19 protein-coding genes are annotated in these 21,414 nt (G+C 70.4%); 12 read left to right on the forward strand and 7 right to left on the reverse strand.

Annotated elements, in window-relative coordinates:
• Positions 1 to 12 precede the first annotated feature (12 nt).
• Together IW245_RS26815 and IW245_RS26820 are read left to right on the forward strand one after the other, a co-directional pair.
• The gene (locus tag IW245_RS26815; RefSeq protein ID WP_197005931.1) at positions 13 to 684 is read left to right on the forward strand and encodes a response regulator transcription factor; all 672 of its coding nucleotides are present in this window, start codon (positions 13 to 15) and stop codon (positions 682 to 684) included.
• Positions 681 to 1,745, forward strand: coding sequence for a sensor histidine kinase (locus IW245_RS26820; protein ID WP_443673916.1), 1,065 nt, complete (start codon positions 681 to 683; stop codon positions 1,743 to 1,745). Before IW245_RS26815 ends, IW245_RS26820 begins: the two co-directional genes overlap by 4 nt.
• 23 nt (positions 1,746 to 1,768) lie before the next feature.
• On the opposite strand, the gene IW245_RS26825 is transcribed toward IW245_RS26820, so the two are convergent.
• Positions 1,769 to 3,037, reverse strand: a complete 1,269-nt coding sequence (locus IW245_RS26825; protein WP_197005932.1) for a serine/threonine-protein kinase — start codon at positions 3,035 to 3,037, stop codon at positions 1,769 to 1,771.
• A 192-nt stretch (positions 3,038 to 3,229) separates the two neighbouring features.
• Between IW245_RS26825 and IW245_RS26830 the strand changes: the two genes are divergently transcribed.
• A complete protein-coding gene (locus IW245_RS26830) occupies positions 3,230 to 4,768 on the forward strand; it encodes an MFS transporter (RefSeq protein WP_197005933.1) in 1,539 nt (512 codons plus the stop codon).
• A gap of 119 nt (positions 4,769 to 4,887) precedes the next feature.
• On the opposite strand, the gene IW245_RS26835 is transcribed toward IW245_RS26830, so the two are convergent.
• Both IW245_RS26835 and IW245_RS26840 read right to left on the reverse strand, forming a co-directional pair.
• The gene (locus tag IW245_RS26835) at positions 4,888 to 5,685 is read right to left on the reverse strand and encodes an SGNH/GDSL hydrolase family protein (RefSeq protein ID WP_197005934.1); all 798 of its coding nucleotides are present in this window, start codon (positions 5,683 to 5,685) and stop codon (positions 4,888 to 4,890) included.
• Positions 5,686 to 5,709: 24 nt separating this feature from the next.
• Positions 5,710 to 6,327, reverse strand: coding sequence for a DUF4386 domain-containing protein (locus tag IW245_RS26840; RefSeq protein ID WP_197005935.1), 618 nt, complete (start codon positions 6,325 to 6,327; stop codon positions 5,710 to 5,712).
• 207 nt (positions 6,328 to 6,534) lie between these two features.
• Here IW245_RS26840 and IW245_RS26845 point away from each other — a divergent pair, with 207 nt between their 5' ends.
• From IW245_RS26845 to IW245_RS26880, 8 genes are all read left to right on the forward strand, one after another.
• Entirely contained in the window at positions 6,535 to 6,996 is a 462-nt protein-coding gene (locus IW245_RS26845; protein ID WP_197005936.1) for a MarR family winged helix-turn-helix transcriptional regulator, read from the forward strand.
• A gap of 89 nt (positions 6,997 to 7,085) precedes the next feature.
• Entirely contained in the window at positions 7,086 to 8,075 is a 990-nt protein-coding gene (locus IW245_RS26850; RefSeq protein WP_197005937.1) for a 3-oxoacyl-ACP synthase III family protein, read from the forward strand.
• On the forward strand, positions 8,072 to 8,812 hold the full coding sequence (locus IW245_RS26855; RefSeq protein ID WP_197005938.1) for a glycosyltransferase family A protein: 741 nt from the start codon (positions 8,072 to 8,074) through the stop codon (positions 8,810 to 8,812). Before IW245_RS26850 ends, IW245_RS26855 begins: the two co-directional genes overlap by 4 nt.
• Positions 8,809 to 9,933 (forward strand): cytochrome P450, encoded by a 1,125-nt coding sequence (locus tag IW245_RS42370; RefSeq protein WP_197005939.1) that lies wholly within the window; start codon positions 8,809 to 8,811, stop codon positions 9,931 to 9,933. Before IW245_RS26855 ends, IW245_RS42370 begins: the two co-directional genes overlap by 4 nt.
• Entirely contained in the window at positions 9,933 to 11,549 is a 1,617-nt protein-coding gene (locus tag IW245_RS26865) for a class I adenylate-forming enzyme family protein (protein WP_197008698.1), read from the forward strand. The genes IW245_RS42370 and IW245_RS26865 overlap by 1 nt, the downstream gene beginning before the upstream one ends.
• Before the next feature lie 64 nt (positions 11,550 to 11,613).
• The gene (locus IW245_RS26870) at positions 11,614 to 12,498 is read left to right on the forward strand and encodes an NAD-dependent epimerase/dehydratase family protein (protein ID WP_197005940.1); all 885 of its coding nucleotides are present in this window, start codon (positions 11,614 to 11,616) and stop codon (positions 12,496 to 12,498) included.
• A 23-nt stretch (positions 12,499 to 12,521) separates the two neighbouring features.
• Complete coding sequence (locus IW245_RS26875) at positions 12,522 to 13,187, forward strand: GDSL-type esterase/lipase family protein (RefSeq protein ID WP_197005941.1); 666 nt, start codon at positions 12,522 to 12,524, stop codon at positions 13,185 to 13,187.
• A 293-nt stretch (positions 13,188 to 13,480) separates the two neighbouring features.
• Entirely contained in the window at positions 13,481 to 15,580 is a 2,100-nt protein-coding gene (locus IW245_RS26880) for a hypothetical protein (protein WP_197005942.1), read from the forward strand.
• Between the two features lie 416 nt (positions 15,581 to 15,996).
• On the opposite strand, the gene IW245_RS26885 is transcribed toward IW245_RS26880, so the two are convergent.
• Complete coding sequence (locus tag IW245_RS26885) at positions 15,997 to 16,683, reverse strand: hypothetical protein (RefSeq protein WP_197005943.1); 687 nt, start codon at positions 16,681 to 16,683, stop codon at positions 15,997 to 15,999.
• Positions 16,684 to 17,101: 418 nt separating this feature from the next.
• Here IW245_RS26885 and IW245_RS26890 point away from each other — a divergent pair, with 418 nt between their 5' ends.
• Entirely contained in the window at positions 17,102 to 18,526 is a 1,425-nt protein-coding gene (locus tag IW245_RS26890) for a pentapeptide repeat-containing protein (protein ID WP_197005944.1), read from the forward strand.
• Between the two features lie 154 nt (positions 18,527 to 18,680).
• Here the strand turns inward: IW245_RS26890 and IW245_RS26895 are convergent, their stop codons facing one another.
• The 3 genes from IW245_RS26895 to IW245_RS26905 all read right to left on the reverse strand — a co-directional run bounded on the left by IW245_RS26895 (position 18,681) and on the right by IW245_RS26905 (position 21,388).
• Entirely contained in the window at positions 18,681 to 20,612 is a 1,932-nt protein-coding gene (locus IW245_RS26895) for a DUF3987 domain-containing protein (RefSeq protein WP_197005945.1), read from the reverse strand.
• Between the two features lie 2 nt (positions 20,613 to 20,614).
• Positions 20,615 to 20,977: a hypothetical protein gene (locus IW245_RS26900; RefSeq protein ID WP_197005946.1), complete on the reverse strand. Its 363-nt coding sequence runs from the start codon at positions 20,975 to 20,977 to the stop codon at positions 20,615 to 20,617.
• Between the two features lie 63 nt (positions 20,978 to 21,040).
• Complete coding sequence (locus IW245_RS26905) at positions 21,041 to 21,388, reverse strand: hypothetical protein (protein WP_197005947.1); 348 nt, start codon at positions 21,386 to 21,388, stop codon at positions 21,041 to 21,043.
• Positions 21,389 to 21,414: the final 26 nt, after the last annotated feature.

The raw sequence follows: 21,414 nt of genomic DNA on the forward strand, positions 1-21,414 counted from the left end.
ACGGTCAGTCCCGTGAATCAACGTCGTGTCCTGGTCGTGGAGGACGAGCCGACCATCGCCCAGTCCGTCGCGGCCCGGCTGCGGGGCGAGGGCTACCTCGTCGACATCGCGGGGGACGGGCCGTCGGCGGTGTCGGCCGCCGCCGCGTACCCGCCGGACATCGTCGTGCTCGACGTCATGCTGCCCGGGTTCGACGGGCTGGAGGTGTGCCGGCGGATCCAGGCGGACCGGCCGGTGCCCGTACTCATGGTGACGGCCCGCGGGGACGAGACGGACATGCTGATCGGCCTCGGGGTGGGCGCCGACGACTACCTGACGAAGCCGTTCAGCATGCGCGAGCTGGCCGCCAGGGTCGCGGTGCTCCTGCGCAGGGTGGACCGGGCGGCGAGCGTCACGCCCCGCCAGCTCGGGCCGCTGCGGATCAACGCCGCGGAGCGCCGGGTGTTCCTGGAGGAGACGGAGGTGCACCTGACTCCGACCGAGTTCGACCTGCTCAGCAGCCTGGCGACCCGACCGAGGGCCGTGCACAGCCGCGAGCAGCTGCTGTCGACGGTGTGGGGCTGGTCGGACGCGTTCGCGAGCCGGACCGTGGACAGCCACATCAAGAGCCTGCGCCGCAAGATCGGGGCCGAGCTGATCCGGACCGTGCACGGCGTCGGCTACGCCCTGGAGGTCCCCCGGTGACTGGGCGGCAGCGGCCCGACACCGGCTACACGACCGGCGGCTTCCCCGTGGTGCGCGGCAGCCGGGTCGGCGAATGGGCCGCCGAGTGGCTGCGGCGGGTGGTGCCCCGGCCGTTGGACCCGGTGCACTCCATCAAGATGAAGATCGGCATCCTGGTGGCCGCGTCCATCTGGGCCGCGGCCATGGTGTTCTACTTCGGGGTCCGCTGGCCGATGCGGTACACCCTGTTCAGCGCCCTGGTCGTGGCGCTGGGGGTCACCCAGGTCATCGCGCACGGCATGACCTCTCCGCTGCGGCAGATGACGGCCGCCGCCCGCGCGATGGCCAGGGGCGACTACGGGCAGCGGGTCCGGGCCACGTCCCGCGACGAGGTGGGCGAGCTGGCCCGCGCGTTCAACCAGATGGCCACGGATCTCGCGGCGGCCGACCGGCAGCGGCGGGAGTTCATCGCGAACGTGTCGCACGAGTTGCGTACCCCGATCACGGCTCTGCAAGGGGTGTTGGAGAACGTCGTGGACGGGGTGTCGGACCCGTCGACCCTCCAGGCGGCGCTCGCCCAGACCGAGCGCCTGGGGCGGCTCGTCACCGAGCTGCTGGACCTGTCGCGGCTGGAGGCCGGCGCGGCACCCCTCAATCGGGTTTCGTTTCCCGCGAAGCCCTTCCTGGTCGAGGCCACGGCCCTGAGCGCGGCGGTGGTCGACGCGCCCGACGACCTGATGGTCACCGCCGACCGGGAACGGTTGCACCAGGTGGTCGCCAACCTGCTCGCCAACGCCTACCAGCACGGTCCGGCGGACGGCCGGGTCACCGTCGCGGCCCGGCGCGCGGGGGGCACGGTGCTGTTCGAGGTCACCGACGAGGGGCCCGGGATCCCCGTCGACCAGCGGGAACGGGTCTTCGAACGGTTCATCCGGGGCGATCGGGCGATCGGGGCGGTGGCCGACGGCGGCACCGGGCTCGGGCTCGCGATCGCCCGGTGGGTCGTGCAGTTGCACGGGGGGACGATCGCGGTGGTCGGGTCGGATCCGGGGTGCCGGATCCAGTTCACCCTCCCGGCGTGAGCGGCCCGGCGGTGTGAGCCGCCTCACACGTCCGGCACCACGGCCGGACCCGACGCGCTGCGGGACGGGCCGGGCCGGTGGCCGCCCCAACCCATCGGGGACGCCGCCCCGGATGGCGCCGGGGACGCGGGCGGCGTGGTCGCCGGGGCGTGGCTGGCCGGCAACGTCGGCTGGGGCGCCGGCGTGGTCACCGCCGGGCTCGGCGAGCTGAACGTCCGCTCGGGCGTCGGCGGGGCGCTCGACGGTGCGGGGGTGGCCGACGGGCTGGCCGGTTTGGTCACCGCCGGCAAGACCGGCTGCGGCGCGGCTGTCGTGGCCTGGGCGGTCGGGGACGTGGTCGGCGTGGCCGGCCCGTAGGAGTCCCCGGGCATCAGGCTCGGGTACGCCACCCCGGCGGCGAGCGCGGCGGCCCCGAGCCCGGCGGCGAGCGCGACGAGTACCGGCCACGTGCGGCGTTTGCGGGCGCCGGTGCCGGCCAGGTGCAGCCCCGGCAGCTGGATCAGCCCGGAGATGTCGCCTTCACCTCCACTGAGCTGCGACAACAGGGCGCGCGCCGTTGGCCGGTCCTCGGGCCGCTTGGACACGGCCCTGGCCACGTGCTGGTACAGGTTGTCGGGCAGTCCGGACAGGTCGGGCTGCTCGTGCAGGATCTGGAGCACCCGGGTCACGGAGTCGCCCTCGCCGAACGGGTGCCGCCCGGTCGCGGCGAACGCCACGAGGCAGCCCCAACCGAAGATGTCGGCCGCCTGGGTGACCGGTCCGCCGCGGGCCTGTTCGGGGGCCATCCAGCCGGGGCTGCCGACCATCATCCCGGTCCGGGTCAGGTCGGAGGAGCCGTCCACGGCCCGGGCGACCCCGAAGTCGATCACGCGCGGGCCGCACAGCGACAGGATCACGTTGCCCGGTTTGAGGTCGCGGTGGATCAGTCCGGCCGCGTGGATCGCGGTGAGCGCCGCGGCGACCCCGACGGCGACGCCCTGGACGGAGGAGCTGGGCAGCGGGCCGCGTTCGGCGACGGCCCTCGACAGCGGGATGCCGTCCACGTACTCGGTGACCAGGTACAACCCCTGGGCGTCCTCGCCGAAGTCGATCACGGGTGCGGTGCAGAAGGCCGCGACCCGACGGGCCAGGGCCGCCTCCCGGCGGAACCGCTCCAGGAACTGCTCGTCGTCGGCGAGCCGGGGGTGGATCACCTTGACGGCGACGATCCGCCCGTCCGGGGCGCGGCCCATGTGCACCGTGCCCATTCCGCCGGCGCCCAGCTTCCCGATGATCTCGTACTGACCGATCATGGTCCGCCGTCCCGAGCTCTGGACGCGCGTTTCGAACTCAAGATCACCCATGTTGCCTCTCGGAGTGCGCGTTACACACTCAACGGGCAAAACCGGGCCGAGGTGACGGAGCGGGTCCGCACGGTGACCGGCGCGACTACGATCACTGAGGTACCCATTCGTCACCCCTCGTCATGAGATCAGGTGTCAGCGATGGCGACAGAACCACAGGCCACCGTGAGTGGCAGCCATGTCCAGCAGGGCCGGCACCCCGGGATCGCCCTGGCGGTGATCACCTCGGCGCAGCTGATGATCGTCCTCGACGCGACGATCGTGAACATCGCGTTGCCGCAGATCCAGCGGGCACTCGGCTTCTCGTCGACCGACCTGTCGTGGGTGCTCAACGCGTACACCCTGACGTTCGGTGGTCTGCTGCTCCTCGGCGGCCGGGCCGGCGACATCCTCGGCCGGCGGCGGGTCTTCATCTTCGGCATCCTGCTGTTCACCCTCGCCTCGCTGCTCGGCGGTCTCGCCCAGTCGGCGGAGTGGCTGCTGCTCGCCCGCGCCCTGCAGGGCATCGGCGGAGCGATCGCCTCGCCCACGGCCCTCTCGCTGATCACCACGAACTTCGACGAGGGCCCCGAACGCAACCGGGCCTTCGGCGTGTTCGCGGCGGTCTCCGGGGCAGGGGCCGCGATCGGGCTGATCGCCGGAGGCATGCTGACCTCCTGGCTGTCGTGGCGGTGGACGCTGTTCGTGAACGTGCCGATCGGGATCGCGCTGGCGCTGCTGGCCCCGCGGTACATCAAGGAGTCCGAGCGGCACCCCGGACGGTTCGACGTCGCCGGCGCGATCGCCTCCACAGCCGGCATGTCACTGCTGGTGTACGGCTTCATCCGCGCCGCGGACAAGGGCTGGAGCGACACCGGCACGATCGTGTCGTTCGTGGCCGCCGCGGTGCTGCTGGCCGGTTTCGTCCTGATCGAGCGGCGCAGCGCCCAGCCGATCACGCCGCTGCACCTGTTCCGGGACCGCGACCGGGTCGGCACGTACGTGGTCATGCTGATCACCGCCGCCGCGATGTTCGGGATGTTCTTCTTCCTCACGCTGTTCGTGCAGAACGTCCTCGGCTACTCGCCGCTGCGGGCCGGCTTCGCCTTCGTGCCGGTGACCGTGGCGATCGGGGTCACCGCGCAGCTCGCGTCCCGGATCATCCCGAGGACCGGCCCGAAGATCCTGCTGATGATCGGCGGGGCGCTCGCGGCCACCGGACTGATCTGGCTGTCCCGGATCTCGGAGAGCAGCCAGTACGTCACCGGCCTGCTGCTGCCGATGTGCATCTTCGGGCTCGGGATGGGCTTCATCTTCGTCCCCGTCACGATCGTCGCCCTGGCCCGGGTGGCCAACAAGGACTCGGGCGCGGCGTCCGGGATGCTGAACGCGATGCAGATGGTCGGCGGCTCCCTCGGGCTGTCCGTGCTGGTCACCGTGTTCGGCACGGCCAGCCGCAACGAGGCGGCGATCCAGGTCAAGCGGTTCCTCGCCCAGGCGTCCCCGGAGCAGCTCGCGCTGTTCCAGAAGACCCAACAGCTGCCGAAGCCGTTCTCCAGCCACGTCCTCGCGCACGGCATCTCCTCGGCGTTCCAGCTCGCGGCACTGCTGGCCGTGGTGGCGCTGGTGGTGACCACGGTGGTGATCCGCCGCAAGGTGGCGGGCGAGGAAGCCGGCACGGCGGCGCAACCGATGCCGTAGTCGAAAGACAAAGACCATCATGTGTTACGGCGAGGCCTGCCCCCGCCCGCCGGCACTCGTCAACCCGTGAACGTCATGCACCTCGGCGGGCCGGGCCACCGAGGCGCGTGAAGATCACGTCACAGCGTGGCCAGGGTTTCCACGAGCGTGGCGGCCACGGCGCGCTGGCCGGCCAGGGACAGGTGCAGGCCGTCGTCGAGGTGCCGGTCCGGGTCGGTGACCGTCCGCGTGTCGACCGTGGGCTCGGGGCGCTGGCGGAGCAGGTCGCCGATCGCGGTCAGATCCTCGTTGGCCCAGGTCAGTCCGGCCCGCTGGAAGTGGGGGTAGGCGGCGACCCTGGCCTCGTCGGCCAGGGTCGGGGTCAGCCACACCCAGCGCGCCCCCGTCCGGTGTCCGGCGAGGTCGCGGAGGGCCGTGAGGTTGCGGTCCGTCTCGGTCAGGCTCACCAGGGTCGGGCCGGTGGGCGAGCCGAGGCGTTGGGCGTCGTTGCCGCCGAGCATGCACAGGATCCAGTCCGGCGCGTGGTGCGGCAGGGCCGGGAGCAGGGTCAGGGCCTGGGTGCTGCTGTGGCCCGACACCGCCAGGTTCACGCAGGTGATGTCGTCCGCCGGGCGGCGCAGGGCGAGTAGGTGGCGCAGGATCTCGAACCAGGACAGCAGGTCGTCGGTGGTGCTCTCACCGATCGCCACGATCCGCTGGCCCGGCTCGAAGGGGAGCTTGTCGACCTTCGCCGCGAACTCATCGTCATCGAGCAGGTCCCGGGCCGCAGCCTGGGCGCGCTCGGCGAGGCCGGTCCGGAGCTGCTGATATGCGGCAACGTCCAGGCCGTACAGCGCCGCGAGTCGTTCGTCGTCGACCCCGCCGAGATAGCCCAGCGTCTTCTCCGGGTGCTGGAACCGGACGAGCCTTTCCGTCATTTCCGGGTGCATGTTCATCCTCGATCAGCGGGTACGGGTACTGGGCAGCAGGAAGCCGGCCGTGATCAGCCAGGCCATGCCGGTGAACCGGGCGATCGGCAGCAGGACCGCCGCGTCCGGGACGAGCAGGGTGAGGGTGGCCAGCTCGGCGACCGCCGCGATGACCAGGCCGGTGACGGCCAAGCCCCTGGGCAGCAGCCGGGCGAGCAGGCCGGGCACGGCGAGGCCGGCGACGAGCAGGCCGGCGAACACGACGTGCCCGACGCCGCCGGTGGCGAACGCGAGGTTGTGCAGGGCGTGCACCAGCGCCGGTTCGGTGAGGACGTCTGGGCGGGACAGCACCCAGGTGAGCAGCCCGGACAGGGTCAGCATGGCCGCAGCCAGCACCCCGCCGACCAGCGCGATGGTCGCGCCGGGTGCGCGGATGCCGAGGTTGCGGAGCCGGGCGGCGGTGGTCGCGGCGTACAGCGCGAACGGCACCGAGGCCGCGAACTGCAGCGCCGCGCCCACGCCCACGGCGGTGTGGTGTTCGCGGAAGTAGGCCAGGGTGCCGGCGGGGTCGCCGAACGGCGACGGGAACGGGTCGCCGCCGGCCAGGGCCGTGCCGAGCGCGATCCCTCCGACGAACAGGGTGGTGAACACGATGGCGAGGATCCCGGGCGGCGGACCGCCGGTTGCCTGCGGTGTCCTGGGTGGCGGGCCGCCAGTGGCCTGCGGTGCGGGGCGTGCGGTCGCCGGGTCCGCGCTGGTCAGGGCAGGGGTGCCAGAGTCTGGGCGCACAGGGCAACTCCGTTCACTAGAGTGAATCATTCTTAGCACAGAACTATTCTGCCCCGCTACTATCACCCGATGAGCACCCCACCGCAGCCCGGAGCGGCCTTCCTGCTCGCCCAGGTGGGGGCGCACGCCGCCGCCCGGTTCGCCGAGCGGATCAGCGAGGTCGGGGTCGACCCGCCCGACGTCGGGCTGCTGCGCATGATCGCCAGCCAGCCGGGCCGCAGCCAGCAGTCCCTCGCGGAGCAGCTCGGAGTGGTGCCGAGCCGGGTCGTCGTCCTCGTCGACGGGCTGCAACGCCGTGGCCTGGTCGAACGGCGGCGCAACCCGCAGGACCGCCGCAACCACGCACTGCACCTCACCGCGGAGGCCGAACAGGTCATGACGCGGATCCGGGAGCTGGCGTCCACACACGAGAGCGACATCTGCGCGGCGTTGGACGACCACCAGCGGGCGCAGCTCACCGAGCTTCTCGGGGCGATCGCGGCCCAGCAGGGCCTCACCCCCGGCGTGCACCCGGGATACCGACGCCCTTAGCAGAGAGGCGGGGTCGCGACAAGAGGGGCTGGGCTCTTCCTGCGCCGGTCGTCGTGGCGGACGATTCGAGCAGACAGGGGAGGGTGAGCATGGGTGCTCGGATCACTGGGCTGGCGGTGCATCTGCCGGAGGCCAGGTTGACCAGCCGTGAGGTGACGGAACGGATCACCGGGTACCGGCCGCCGGCCGGCCTCGTCGAGCGGCTGACCGGTGTGGAGTCGTTGCGCGTGATGCCCGACGACTGGCAGGCGTCCGACCTGGCCGCTGAGGCCGCGCGCAAGCTGTTCGCCGACACGGGCACCGATCCCGGCGACGTGGACCTGTTGCTGTTCGCGTCGGCGAGCCAGGACATGGTGGAGCCGGCGACCGCGCACATCGTCGCCGCGAAACTGGGCCTGAGCTGCCCGGTGTTCGACGTGAAGAACGCGTGCAACAGCGTGCTCAACGCGATCGAGGTGGCCGACGCGCTGATCGGGGCCGGGGGGTACCGGCGGGTGCTGATCGCCAGCGGGGAGGCGCCGTCGCGGGCCGTGCGGTGGGACGTGCCGGACCTGAAGGCGTACCTGGAGGCGTTGCCGGGGTACACGTTGTCGGACGCCGGGGCCGCGCTCGTCATGGAGCGCTCCGACCGGCCAGGGGTGCTCGGGTCCGGGTTCTCCGCGCACTCCGGGGCCTGGCGGGTCGGGACGCTGCCGGCCGGGGGGTCGGCGCATCCGAGGGACCCGGAGTACAGCTACTTCCGGATGGACGGGGCGGCGCTGAAGGAGGCGTTCGACTCGTTCGGGGCCGAGGTCGTGGTGGACACGCTCGCGCGGCTCGGGCTGGGGTGGGACGACTTCGCCGTGGTCGCCGTGCACCAGGTGTCGCTGCCGTACCTGGAGATCCTGCGGGAGCGGCTGGGGATTCCGGCCGACAAGCTGGTCGTCACGCTCGCCGAGCATGGGAACCTGGCGTCGGCCAGTCTGCCGTTCCAGCTGGTCAGGGCGCGGGAGGCTGGCAGGCTGGGGCCGGGGGACCTGGCCTGCCTGATCGGGTTGGCCGGCGGTGTGAGCATGGGCGTGATGGCGGTGGAGCTGTGAGTCTCTTTGTTGTGGTCCCGGCCTACAACGAGGCCCGGGGGATCCTGCCGACGTTGCATGCCCTGGCCGCGCAGGTCGACCGGGACTTCACCCTGGTCGTGGTCGACAACAACTCCACCGACGGCACGGCGGCCATCGTGCGCGCCTTCGACTTCCCCGGCGGGCACCTGATCCACGAGCCGGTCAAGGGCACGGGGGCCGCGGCGGACACCGGGATGCGGTACGCGATCGCGCACGGCGCGACCCTGCTCGCACGGACCGACGCGGACTGCCTGCCCGCCCCGGACTGGACGGCGTCGGTCCGCCGGTGCTTCGCGGAAGGGCTCGGGCTCGTCGGCGGGCAGCTGACCCCAAGAACCGACGACGTACCGGTGAGCGCGTGGCGGCGGGGGCTGCTGCTCGCGGCCGTCGAGGTCGCCGTCGTGTTCGGCAGGCTGCGCAAGGGCAACCGGGGGCCGGAGTACCTGGGGCCGTACATCATGGCGCCGGGGTGCAACATGGCCATCACCGCCGACCTGTACGAACGGGCCGGCGGCTTCCCCCGCACCAGGATCGAGGACCTGCACGAGGACCGGGCCCTGGTCAACGCGGTGCGCAGGCTGACGACGGCGTACGCGTACCGGCGCGACGTCCGGGTGAGCGGCTCCGTCCGGCGCGCGCACGCGTGGGGGCTGCGGCGGACCCTGGCGTGGTACGCCGACCACCGCTACCGGCCAGAGATCGTGGACATCCGGTGACCGCCTGGGAGGAGCGGGTGCAGACGGGGGCGCATCCCGTGGCGTACCGGATGATGCGGTTGATCGCGAACAGCGGGCCGGTGCGCCGGGTCCCCCGGGTCGGGGTGGTCGTCAGCGACCCGGTCCTGGCCCGGGGGGTGTTGATGGACTCCGACACGTTCACGAAGACCGGGCCCGGCTCGCCGGCCGATCTGTGGACGCCGGTCCTCGGCCCGTCGGTGCTGCTCAACATGGAGGGCGACGCGCACTCCCGGCTGCGGCGCAAGCTGTCCGGGCTGTTCACGCCGGGGTATGTCCGCGACCTGTGCGAGCGGGTGCTGACTCTTCCGCTGGCGCACCTGCGCGAGGACCTGGCCGCCGGCCGCGAGGTCGACCTAGTCCAGGTCGTGCGGGACTGCGCGGGCGCCGTGATCTGCGAACTCGTCGGCCTGCCCGCCGACCGGGTCGCCGAGGCCTACGCCCGGGGCACCGCCATCACCTCCATGGTCAGGCTCGGCCGGCCCCGGCTCACCGACCGGCAGATCCGGCACGCCCGCACCGAACTCGGCGGCCTCACCGAGCCGGCGATCCGGGCGTACCGGTCCGGGGATCCGGCCACCGTGCCCGGCAGGATGCGCGAACTCGGCCTGACCGAGGAGGAGGCGCACGGCGCGGTCGGGGCTTTCGTCCTGACGGGTACCGAGACCCTGGTGTCCTATCTGCCCCGGCTCGTCGCGCTGTGCCACGACACGGGAGTGTCGATCACCGAGTCCAATCTGGACAGTGTTGTGGCCGAGGGGCTGCGGTACACCGTGCCGTCGCCCGTGATGCTGCGCAGCGTCGTGCGGGACGGGTCCGTCGGCGGAGTCGCCGTCCGGGCCGGGGACCGGGTCGTGATCGCCACACTGTTCTGCGCGCGGGGCCGCTCCCCGTTCGACCCGTCACAGCCGGCCGACCCCGACGTGCGCCAGCTCTGGTTCGGGGCCGGCACGCACTTCTGCCTCGGCGCGCCGCTGGCCAGAGCGGAGATCGACGGGGTGCTCCGCGCGCTGATGGCGGGGCGGGTCGAGATCACGTCCCGGACCGTGGCCCGCCGGGTGCTCATTCCCGGGTACTCCCGACTCATGATCCGGAGCGTGTGATGGACCTGGTGGCGGCGGTGCTGTCGACCGCGGACGCCTCGCCCGACGCGCTGGCGATCGGGGAGATGACGTACGGCGAGCTGGCGCGGAGGGTGCGGTGCACCGCGGCCGGGTTGCTCGACGCCGGGCTGGAGCCCGGTGACCGGGTGCTGTTCTCCGTCCGGCCCGAGGCGGCCGGGGTGGTGCTCGCGTTAGGGATCGTCGCGGCCGGCGGGACCGTCGTGTTCGCCGATCCGGGGACCGGACCGGAGCTGTTCGCCGCCCGGCTGGCGCTCGCCGGGCCGACGTGGGCGGCGGCCGAGTCGCTGCTGTACGCCACCAGTCGGTACGGGCGGGGGCTGGCGCGGCGGCGGGGGCTGCTGTTGCCGTCGTACCGGGAGTTGCCGGTGCGTCACGTGTACGCGGGGCGGTGGCTGCCGGGGGTGCCCGGTGGTGCGTTGTCGGCCCGGAGGCTGGCTTCCACGCCGTCGATCACGGCCGGAGGCGCGGCGCGCGGCGGGTCGGGGGTCGCGGGCCATGCCGGATCGGGCGTCGCGGGGCGCTCCGGGGTCGCGCACCTCGCCGATCAGGAAGCGCTCGTCGTGTTCACCTCCGGCAGCACCGCCGCGCCCAAGGCCGTCGTGCACACCCGCGGCTCCCTGGGCGCAGGCCTCCAGCTCCTGGCCACCCGCTGCCGGATCGGCCCCGGCGACACCGTGCACACCGACCAGCTCATGCTCGGCCTGCCGGCCCTCGTCGCCGGCGCGCACTGGACGATGCCGCCGTACGGGTTCGCCCCCGGGGCCGATCCGGCCCGGTACGCCGCCGGACTCCGTGGCGCGACGCACGCGTTCTGTGTCCCGGCCGACCTCGCGGTCCTCCTCGACGCGGGGATCACCGCCCCCGGGCTCCGCCACCTGCTGGTCGGCGGGGCACCGGTCCTACCGCCCCTGCTCCGCCGGGCCCGGGCGGCGCTCGGCGGCACCGAGATCCTCGCCGTGTACGGCATGACCGAGATCCTGCCGATCGCCATCGCCACCGCTGAGGAGAAGCTGGCCCACACCGGGCCGGGCGACCTGATCGGCGAGCCCCTTCCCGGGGTACTGGTCACCATCGCGCCCGACGGCGAGCTGTCGGTGTCAGGGCCGAACCTGTGCCGGGGGTACCTCGGGGAGGCCCCGCTGGACAGCCACGCGACGGGTGACCTGGCGGCCATCGACGACGGCCGGCTCGTGTTGCTCGGCCGCAAGAAGGACATGATCATCCGCCGGAAGACCAATGTGTACCCGGGCCTGTACGAGCCGGCGATCAGCACGCTGCCGGGGGTGCGCGAGGCCGCGCTGGTGGGGGTGCCCGACGAGATCGGCGACGAACGGATCGTCCTGGCGGTGGTGCCGGACCTTGTCCGGGAGCCGGGGCACGACGGGCGTCCCGGAAGGACCGGCGGCCCGGGCGACGGGCACGAACTCGTGGCCGAACTGCGGGCGAGGCTGCCGCATGTCATCGACGCTTCCGCGCTGCCCGACGAGATCGTGCCGGTCGCGGCGATCCCGACGGTCGGCCGGACCCGCAAGCCCGACCGCGAGGCGTTGCGGCGACTGGTGACCGGGGACCGGGCCGAGGCGGGGAAGCCGTGACCGGGCCGGGCCGGGGTGTGCGTGTGCGGGGTGCCTGGGCAGGGACTATTTCGAGGGGTGTCTGGTGCGGATCGCGGTGACCGGGGCTGGCGGGTTCGTGGGCGGGGCCGTGTGTCGGGGGCTCGTCGCCGACGGGCACCGCGTCGTGCCCCTCACCCGGCGGGAGTGGGACATCACCACCGGCCCGATGACCGACCCGCCGGAGGTCGACGCGGTCGTGCACTGCGCCGCGGCCGTCACCGACTGGGGACCTCTCGAACCGGTCCGCCGGGCCAACGTCGACGGCACCCGGCACGTGCTGGCCACTTTCCGGACCGCCCGGTTCGTGCACGTCTCCACGGCCAGCGTCTACGACCCGTTCCGCCCCACGGTGCGCGCCGTCGAGGCGGAGGCGCCCGTGGGCCGCTACCTCACCGGGTACGCCGCGACCAAGGCCGCCGCCGAGCAGCTCGTCCTGCACCGCCCGGACGCCGTCGTCCTCCGCCCGCACGCCGTGTACGGCCCCGGCGACCCCACCCTGCTCCCCCGGGTACTCGGCGCGATCCGGGGCCGCACGCTGTGGATCGTCGGGGACGGCCGGGCGGCCCAGTCGCTCACGTCCGTGGCGAACCTGGTCCGGGCCGTCGGGTTGGCGTGCGCCGGGGGCCCCGGGGGCGCGTACAACATCGCGGACGCCGAGCCGGTCGAGGTCGGGGCGGCGTTGCGGGACCTGTTGGCGGCCCGGGGGCTGGCGGTCCGGGTCCGTGGGCTGCCGATCGGGGTGGCGTGGCCGGTCGCCGGGGCCCTGGAACGGGGGTTCCGACTGGCGGGTACGCGCCGCCCACCCCGCCTGACCAGGTACGCGATCAGCCACCTCGCGATGGAACGCACCCTGGACCTGACCAGGGCGACCACGCTGCTCGGTTACGCCCCGACCCCGACGTCCTTCGCCGGCGCGGCCGACTGGTGAGCGAGCGTGGGTAGCATCGGTTCATGATCACGAACCCGGACGCGGTCACCGTCCTCTGCTACGGCGACTCCAACACGCAGGGCGAACGCCCCAGCGACTACGACCTGGGCCGCTGGCCCGCCGACGTGCGCTGGACCGGCCAGCTGCAGGACCTCCTGGGCGACGGCTTCTCCGTCATCGAGGAGGGCCTGGGCGGCCGGACCACCGACGTGGACTACGCCGATCGGGTGGGGAAGAACGGCCGCACCTACCTGCGCCCGTGCCTGGACACGCACACGCCGCTCGACATCGTCGTGCTGATGCTCGGCACCAATGACCTGAAGATCGTGTTCGACCGGTCGGCCGACCAGATCGCCGCCGCGGTGGGCGGGTTGTTGGACGACATCGAGACGTACGGGGTCGGCCGGGCCGGGCCGCCGAAGGTCATCCTGCTGTCCCCCGCCCCCGTGGACGACACGAAGCCGGGGTACTACGCCGACGAGATCCCGAGGTACGACACCGCCTCGGTGGCGAAGTCACGGGAACTGGCCGACCGGCTGCGGGCGCTCGCGGAGAAGCGGGGGCACCTGTTCGCCGACATCGGCATCGTGGCCGAGGTGGGCGACGACGGCGTGCACCTCACCCGGGACTCGCACAGCGCCGTGGCCGCGCTGGTGGCGGCACGCATCTCCGACGCTCTGGCCCGCTGACCTACCGTCGCACGCCGGGTCGGTGACGCGGCGTAATCAGAGAATGGTTTTCAAGACCTTCAAACCCATTCATCGGTTACGCCGCGTCTCTCCCCCTGCGCGCGGCGGCTCGACGACAGCGCGGTCGCGGCGCTGCGGGCGCGTCTCCTGACCACATAGCGGGATCAACCGCCGGTATCGGCAACGTTCACTGTCCACGCCTTGCGGGTCTCGATGTGGAGCTCTACGGTGGAGGCCCGATCCGCGCCTACATCTCACACGGGGGAGACTCGTTGCGCACCCTTCGCGGCGCCATGACCGCTGCCATCGCACTGGCGGCTTCTGCCGCAGTCCTTCCGGCTCCGGCCCTCGCCGGACCCGCCGCGCCCACCGCGCCGTACACGGCCATCACCCTCACCGGGCCGGCCTCCGGCAACCACATGTTCAACGGGAGCAAGGTCCTCGACGCGACCACCGCGACCGTGACCGCCACCCCGTGGGGGGCCGAGGGCCTCGTCCTGGGAGCCACCCCGACCGCTGGTGACCCGGTCAGCGTCGAGATGGTCGCTCCGCCGTCGACGCCCTGGCAGACCGGTACGACGTACCAGGTCCAGCGGTCCGCCAACGGCGCCTACGCCGGCATGGATGTCAGCGTGAGCTCGCGCGGCTGCAACCAGACCTCGGGTTCCCTCACGGTCCTGCAGGTCACCCGCAACGCCGGCGCGCTCACCGCGTTCGCGGCCAGCTACTCCTACCAGTGCGACAACGACCAGCCGGTCACCGGCCAGGTCCGGTGGAACTCGACGGTCGGGTACAACGCCGTCGCCCTCAACACCTCCGGAATCGACTTCGGCAGCCAGGAGGTCAATGTCCCGGGCACCCCGCAGCAGGTGGTGCTGACGTCGCTGGGCTCCGAGGCGACCACGCTCGGCTCGGCCGGCATCGTGGGCCCGCACTCCTCGGCGTTCTCCGTCACGGCGGACACCTGCTCCGGCGCGACCCTCGCGTACGGTGCCACATGCGCCGTGACGATCAAGCCGCTGACCGCGCTGAAGGGCCAGCAGACGGCCCAGCTGTCGATCCCGAACTCCACCACGGGCGGCTCGCTGGTCGTCAGCCTCGCGCTGTACGGGACCGACGCGTGGGCGGGTAACAAGGGCACGTACACGACCCTGAACCCGAACCGCATCCTCGACACCCGCAGCGGGCTCGGCGCGGCCGGCAAGGTCGGCCCGGGCGGCATCCTGCACCTGCAGGTCGGCGGCCGGGGCGGCGTCCCGGCGACCGGGGTCTCCGCCGTCACGCTGAACGTCACGGTCACCGAGCCGACCAGCTCGGGCTTCCTGACCCTGTTCCCGACGGGCGTGGCCCGTCCGACGGCGTCGTCGCTCAACTTCCTGCCGGGCTGGACCGGGGCGAACTCGGTCACGGTCAAGGTCAGCGCCGACGGCGGGGTGGACATCTACAACCACGCCGGTCTGACGCACATCATCGCCGACGTCCAGGGCTACTACACCGACAGCGACCAGACGTACTCGATGGGCGGCTTCTTCCACCCGATCGCCCCGCGCCGGCTCATCGACACCCGCGAGGGCGCCGGGGGCAAGCTGCCGTCGAACTACTACCTGCGTACCGGCCTGAACTTCAACGCGGCCAACCCGCACATCCGCGCGTACGTCGTCAACGTCACCGCGACCCAGCCGGAAGGCCCGGGCTTCCTCACCGCGTGGAACGGTCACGAGTCGGACCTCCAGCCCACCTCGACCCTGAACTACCAGCGCGCGGAGACCGTGCCGAACCTGGCCGTCGTCCCCGTCGCGCCCTGCTGGGGCTGCGGCTCGGCCGAGAACTGGCCGGTGATCGGCGTGTACACGATGGCGACCACGCACGTGATCGTGGACATCGTCGGCTTCTTCGACGACGGCACCTACTCGGGCGACGGCCTGCGGTTCGACCCGGTCACCCCGACCCGGATCGTCGACTCCCGCGAAGGCCAGGGCGTCCCCGGCGCGCTGAACGCCCAGACGACCACTAAGGTCACCGCCCCGGCCGGCGTCCTCGACACGAAGGGCGGCCAGACCTACAGCCTCGCCCTGAACGTCACTGCCGTCGACCCGACCGCCGACACCTTCCTCACCGTGTGGCCCAGCGAGATCCCCGGCCTGGAGAAGCCGTGGGTCAGCAACCTGAACCCGCACCCGGGCAAGGTCACCCCGAACGCCGTGGTCACCGGCATCGGCCCGTCGAACGGTTTCAACGTGTTCAACCACGCCGGCCGGCTGCACCTGGTCGTCGACGTGGTCGGCCGCTACTACTTCCACGCCCCGAGCGGGAGCGCCCTGCGGTCGCCGGGGGCGTCCGTGCCGGCACCCGACGCCGGGCCGGTCGCGATCGGCTACAAGGCCGCCGCCTGACAGCTGACGTCTGATGGCGCCCCGGGGGGGGACTCCCCCCGGGGCGCCGTTCGCGTTCCGGGCTTCTCCGGGCCCGTCCGTGTTCCGGTCCCGGGGATGCCGTCCGCGTCACGGGCTCCTGGTGGAGCCACGCGAAAGGCCCCGATCGATGATCGGGGCCTTTGAGCTGGAGCCGCCTTCGGGATTCGAACCCGAGACCTACGCATTACGAGGGGGTATTTTCCTTTGATCACAGGCATCTAGCTGGGCTTTTGTCTTCAGTCGGCATAGCTCCACGGTCCCTGGTTTCATCATGGGCTCACAGTTCGCTCCACGTGTGGCTCCACGTCCCAGCGCACTGCGATCCTGACCCCGGAGATCGGCACGGCCTTTCCGTGGTGACACAGGGTGCCGACCTCCGAGCCTTGGAGCGGTTGCTACTCCTCGGCCGCCGCTGCCGCGACGAGCTGCCCGATCGCCTTCTTGGTCAACTTCGCTCCCTGCCCGCGGGGGCACAGGTAGGCCTGCGGCTCCAGGATGTCATTCAACGCCCGAACAAGCCCGGACACGGTCTGGTCGTCGCCCCAGGTCTTGCCCGCGATCTGAATGATCCAGTCGAGGGTTTCGGCACTGGTGTTGCACTGGTCAAGGTCGACCTCGTAGTCGTACGCGTCTTTCGAAGAGTTGCGCAGGACACGCGTGCTTGCGTCGAGGTGCCACGGGCCCCACCCCTGCTTGGTAAGACGCGCGGGGTCCTTTGCCGTCACTGCCCGGAGACCGCGGTTCAGCAGGACGAGCTGGGTGAAGTCGGAGTCCTGCTCCGCAGCGGCGAGCGCTTGTACCGCCTGGTCGGTGTAGCTCGCAGGAACCATGAGCCGGTACCACCGTGAGTCCGAACTCATGTGTAGGTCATCTCCGAGCCCCTCAGCCCGGAGCACTTCGATTCCAGCCTCGCAACAGCTCCGCACGCAGGCGAGGATGTGGAACGGCACCTCTGGGTCCTGGCCAGAGATACGAAGCTGATCGAAGATGCGGTCGCGGTCGATTTCAACCTTTGACCAGGTCGGATGGGGTTCGACAACGAGGAAGCTGCCGTTGGCAAGTTCAACGCGTTGCTGCTCCATGGAACTCCGTTCGCAGGGTGAGGATGACGACACCAGGGTCCAGCGTCAGGACATCGCCAGATGTTCCACAGAATCAGCAAAATTCTGATGTGCCGGCGAACGGCTCGACAAGATGGCAGCCGTCCCGTAGTCCGTCCTGCAAGGCGCTGGCGGTCGGCGATGCAACTGAGCTGACAGACTTGGCTCAACCCCTAGGCTGGGGTTGGCATGTCGGCTGTCAGCATCACTGCGCTAGGGCATCGTCCGGTCGATGGGGTGATAGGCCACCTTGGCACGTCGAACAATTCTGTGCCCATGGAGCTCGCTGAGTCGGCTTTGTGCTTGCCCATCAACGCTACGTGCCGTAGCACACAACACCATGACTTCATCACGGGCGTCCGAACCAGGACCAGGGAGCCTTGATCAGCCGGTGCGGTTGATGAGCATCAGGCGAGCGATTGGCCTCGGGATCGGTAGTGGCCTGATACTTGTTGCCGGTTTAGTTTTGACAGCCCTTTGGGCGGCCGGCTTTCCACAGTTCAAAAGCGATGGAACCGTTACTGCGGGAACCTTGTTTGAGCTGTTAAAGCTCACCTTCTCTGTCGTTGCCGGCATAGGGGGCGCAGTGGCTCTCGTAATCGCATATCGCAAGCAACGAGTAACCGAGGCTCAGAACATATTGGCACACGTTGCCGATGAGCGTGCGGCAGCAGCAAAGATTCTCGCAGACGCCGCAGATGCACGTGCAGCACTGGAGTCGGACAGGACAGGTGTCCGCATTTTCAATGAGCGCTACGCAAAGGCCGTTGAGCAGCTCGGAAATGATAAGGCTGCCGTTCGCCTTGGCGGGGTCTACGCTCTGGCCGGTCTCGCCGACGACTGGGAGGCTGGTCGGCGTACCTGTATTGACGTTCTTTGCGCGTACCTGCGCATGCCGTACGCACCTCCACCCGATCTGAATGACGAAAGGGTCCAGAAATCTGTTGCCATTACCGGAATGGCTGAATGGTTGCGGAAGAATGCACCAGCCAAAGAGGAGCAGCAGGTCCGCTTCACCATCATCCACCTCATCGGGGCGCACCTGCGCGACACTTCGCCCGTGTCGTGGCAAGGCCACGATTTCGACTTCACAGGCGCAATTTTCGATGGAGGAGATTTTGGTGGCGCCGTCTTTAGCGGAGGCACTGTAAGTTTCAAACAGGCCAAGTTCACTGGCGGAAACACTCGATTTCAAGGGGCTACGTTTTCTGGCGCCGCAGTCAGCTTCGTTGGGGCAGAATTTGCCGGAGGTGTAGTCCAATTTAGCGAGTCACGATTCATGACAGGACTAGTAGACTTCCAAGACAGCGGGTTTACTGGTTCGGACGTATTGTTCGACAGCTGCGTTTTCGCCAGCGAGGTCCTATTCTCGAATATTTCCGTCCTCGCTGGCACGATCTACTTCGGAAGTACCGAATTTCTGGACGGCGCACAGGTGGTCCTCGAAGGCTGCAATATTACAGACGGGGCGCTCGATTTCAGCGGGGCGGAGTTTTCGGGGGGCGATGTTTACTTTGATGGTTCGGAGTTCATTGGAGGTGAGGTAAAATTTACCTCTTTCGGCCTAGGGGCTACGTTTAGCGGCGGCCATGTTCGGTTCAACTCGGCGAGCTTTTCAGGCAGTGTGGCGGACTTCCGCTCGGCAATCTTCTCCGGCGGAGAGGTATCCATGACGGATGCCGAGTTTGAAGTTCCGCCGCTCTTTCCAGACTGGCCCAGCGGACCACCAAAAGGGCTGACGCTCCCCGCTGGAATGGATGCGAGGGGCAATCCGAACACCACATCTCTGCCCCAGAGAACGGGTCAGCAACCCTCAGGAGTTTGAAGGTACCCTGACGCGACCAAGCAGACGCCGGTCGCACGCGCCGACTGGTAGTCGGTGACACAACTGACAGAACTGACACAACCCGCTCGCGACGGGGGTTGTGTCAGTTCTGTCAGTTGTGTCAGGGCAATCTCCGGAAGCATGGATCGGGCTTCTATCGGGTCAAGTTCGGGTTGGTGTGCTTGTCGAGTTCGGGGTGCACCTCGTAGGTCGGGGATGGCGGCCGTCCGCCCCCGACCTTCTGGGATGTCGGTAACTGCCGGATGTATCCGTGGTTTTCGAGGAGCTCGAGAACTGGGTCGAGATGTGCAGCGGTCTTGAAGTGGTTCTGGGTGCCCCGGTAGAGGTCGCGTTTGGTGAGCCGGTCTGTTCGCGTGCGGGTAATCCAGACGAGGGCAGTTCGGGCCTGGGCAACGGTAGGGTCGGCTCCCATATCGTCGAAGGCGGCGAGGGCGTGAGTGGCGTAGTAGTGGCCAAGGATGGTGGCTCGCTCCAGGGTGTCGGCGGTGACGGGGCGGCACGGTCCGTCGTCGAGGTGTTGGGCGAGGTGAAGTAGTCCGGCGATGCGGACGATCGCTCCTGTGTATTTGCTGCCCCAGTCGACGATGTGAGACCACTCGGCTCCTGGTGCAAGGCGTGGTTCGGTGTCGCGTTCGATGTCCAGGACGCGTTCGTTGGCCTCTGGGGTGAGTGGGAGTGCTGCGGGGTCGGTCCAGTCGGCCATGGCACACACCAGCCGGGTGAGGTTGGTGGCGTACGTGTCGGTGACCTCCGCGGTGACGGGTTCGGTGCCGATGCGGCGGCGGCCCACGGTGTTTTCGGGGACGGCGAACAGGATTCGGGCGAGGAGGCCCTTGCCCCGGAATCCGGGCAGGCTGGCGATGTCGCGCAGGACATCGGGCTGAACCGCGAGCCCGAGGGTGAGGGCGGGCCTTTCGACGTGCTCGGATTGGCGGCCTTGGCGTCCGACGCGGAGCATGTCTCCGGCGTGGCCTTTGAGGAAGACTTCCAGGTTCGGGGTGCCGGAGTAGCGGCCGGCGAGGGTGGCGAAGATGCCCCCTTCGGCGGACAGTACTGCGATGCGTCCGCCCTGCTCGCACAGCAGCGAGGCGGCCTTTTCGCTGGTGACGTCGTCGGCGATGAGCTGTGGAATCACGGGAACGGTGACGCTGTCGGCCTGCATGGCGGCGGCGATCGCGTCGGCAAGCAGGGCGTCTCGGGTTGTCGCGTCGGCGTTGGCGGCCACGACGGTGGCTTTCTCCGCTGCCTTGGTGGCGACCCGGGAGGCGAGCTCGGCTTCGATGATGAGGGGCTTGACCCGCTCGGTCATGGCACGTTCGGCTACCAGTAGCGGGCCAATCATGGCTGCGAACACGGCGGACTTTCGCGCCCCGGGCGGCAGGACGACGACGGCGAACAGGTTGACGGGTTCACGCCACGAGCCGCGCACCTCCACCTCGGCGCGTCCCCCTGCTGCGGTGGACAGGGCGGCTAGGGCGAGGGTGCCGGCGACGTCGGGCGGGGTCTGGGTGAACTCGGTGACCCCGGCGACCATGTCGCCGACCCACTCGGGCAGTACCTCGATCGGGAACGTGGGCAGCGTCGCCCGGGAGCCGAGCGGGATCGGTGCCGGCCACACGCCGACCGTCTGTGCGGCCTGTTCCAGCCAGGTGCGGCCCTCGGCGAGGAGTTGGGCGGTGTCGGTGCCGTTGCTGCCGGCGTTGATGAGTCGCGTGCCGATGGTGACGACGTCGCGGTTGCGGGCGTGGTCGGCCACGATCCGGGCGTAGTAGCCGGCGTTGGCGCTGGTGGGCACTGCCCGGACGCAATCATGCAGGTAGGCGACTCCGCCGACCCGGTTGAGTTCGCCGTTGTCGGCGAGGTGGGCGGCGACGGCGACGGGGTCGGTCGGGGCTCCGCTGGCGTGGAGGGAGTGCAGCGTCTGCCAGATGATCATATGTCGTGGGTAGTAAAAGTCCCCCGCCCCCACGACCCCTTTCGTGGTCAGGATGACGCTGGGGTCGAGCATCGCGGCACCGACCACGAGGCGTTCGGCATCCAGGTCGTGCGGCAGGCTGCGCTCCACGGTCAGCTCCCGTCGAGGTCGAAGAGCGGGGTCATTCCGGCGGTCAGGGCCCGGTGTCGGGTGAGGGCGGCGGTGCGGGCGTGGTGCGGAGCGTCGTAGCGCAGGTGGCAGCGCTGGCACATCGCCCGCAGGTTCGCCGGGTCGCAGTTCTCCGGCGTGTGGTCGAGGTGCGCGACGGTCAGGATCACCAGAGAGTGGGTGACCGGGTGCGGCAGCTCGTTGACGGCGGTGCAGCGTCCGCCGTGCCGGGCTCCGCACTCCCCCGCGCACTCGCACCGCCAGCCGGCGCGCTCGTCGCGGATCGCGAGGGATATCTGGGGCCAGCCAGGCGGGTAGCGGTGCAGGTTCTCGGGCCGGATCGGCACGGAAGGCTCCTCAGCGCGGGATGGGTGGCCCGCACCGCACCAGGGCGGTGCGGGCCAGGGCAATCAGCTCGTGGAGTGGGTGCAGTCGGCTCCGCAGGCGCAGCGGCGCGGGCTGGCGATGGAGGTCTTGACGGTGAAGGCGACGGCGTCGGGGACGTGGAGCGCGGTGGCCTTGTGGTGCCAGTAGTCCGCCGACAGGCTCACCGGAGCGGCCGTGAGCCCGAAGAGGGCGGCGATGCCGTCGACCAGGGCCACGCGCTCGGCCTCGTTCCTGATGGCGGCGGTGCCGTACTCGCGGACGTCAAGGAACAGATGCGCCTGCATCCGGTTGGCGTCGGGGTGGGCGTCGAGCGTGTCTGCGATGGCGCGGAGCTTGTCGGCGAGGGTCGTGGTGATGGTCGGGGTGCTCATGGCTGCTGTTCTCCCTACTGGGGTGG

The organism is Longispora fulva, from assembly GCF_015751905.1.
In the GTDB taxonomy this organism is placed as follows: domain Bacteria; phylum Actinomycetota; class Actinomycetes; order Mycobacteriales; family Micromonosporaceae; genus Longispora; species Longispora fulva.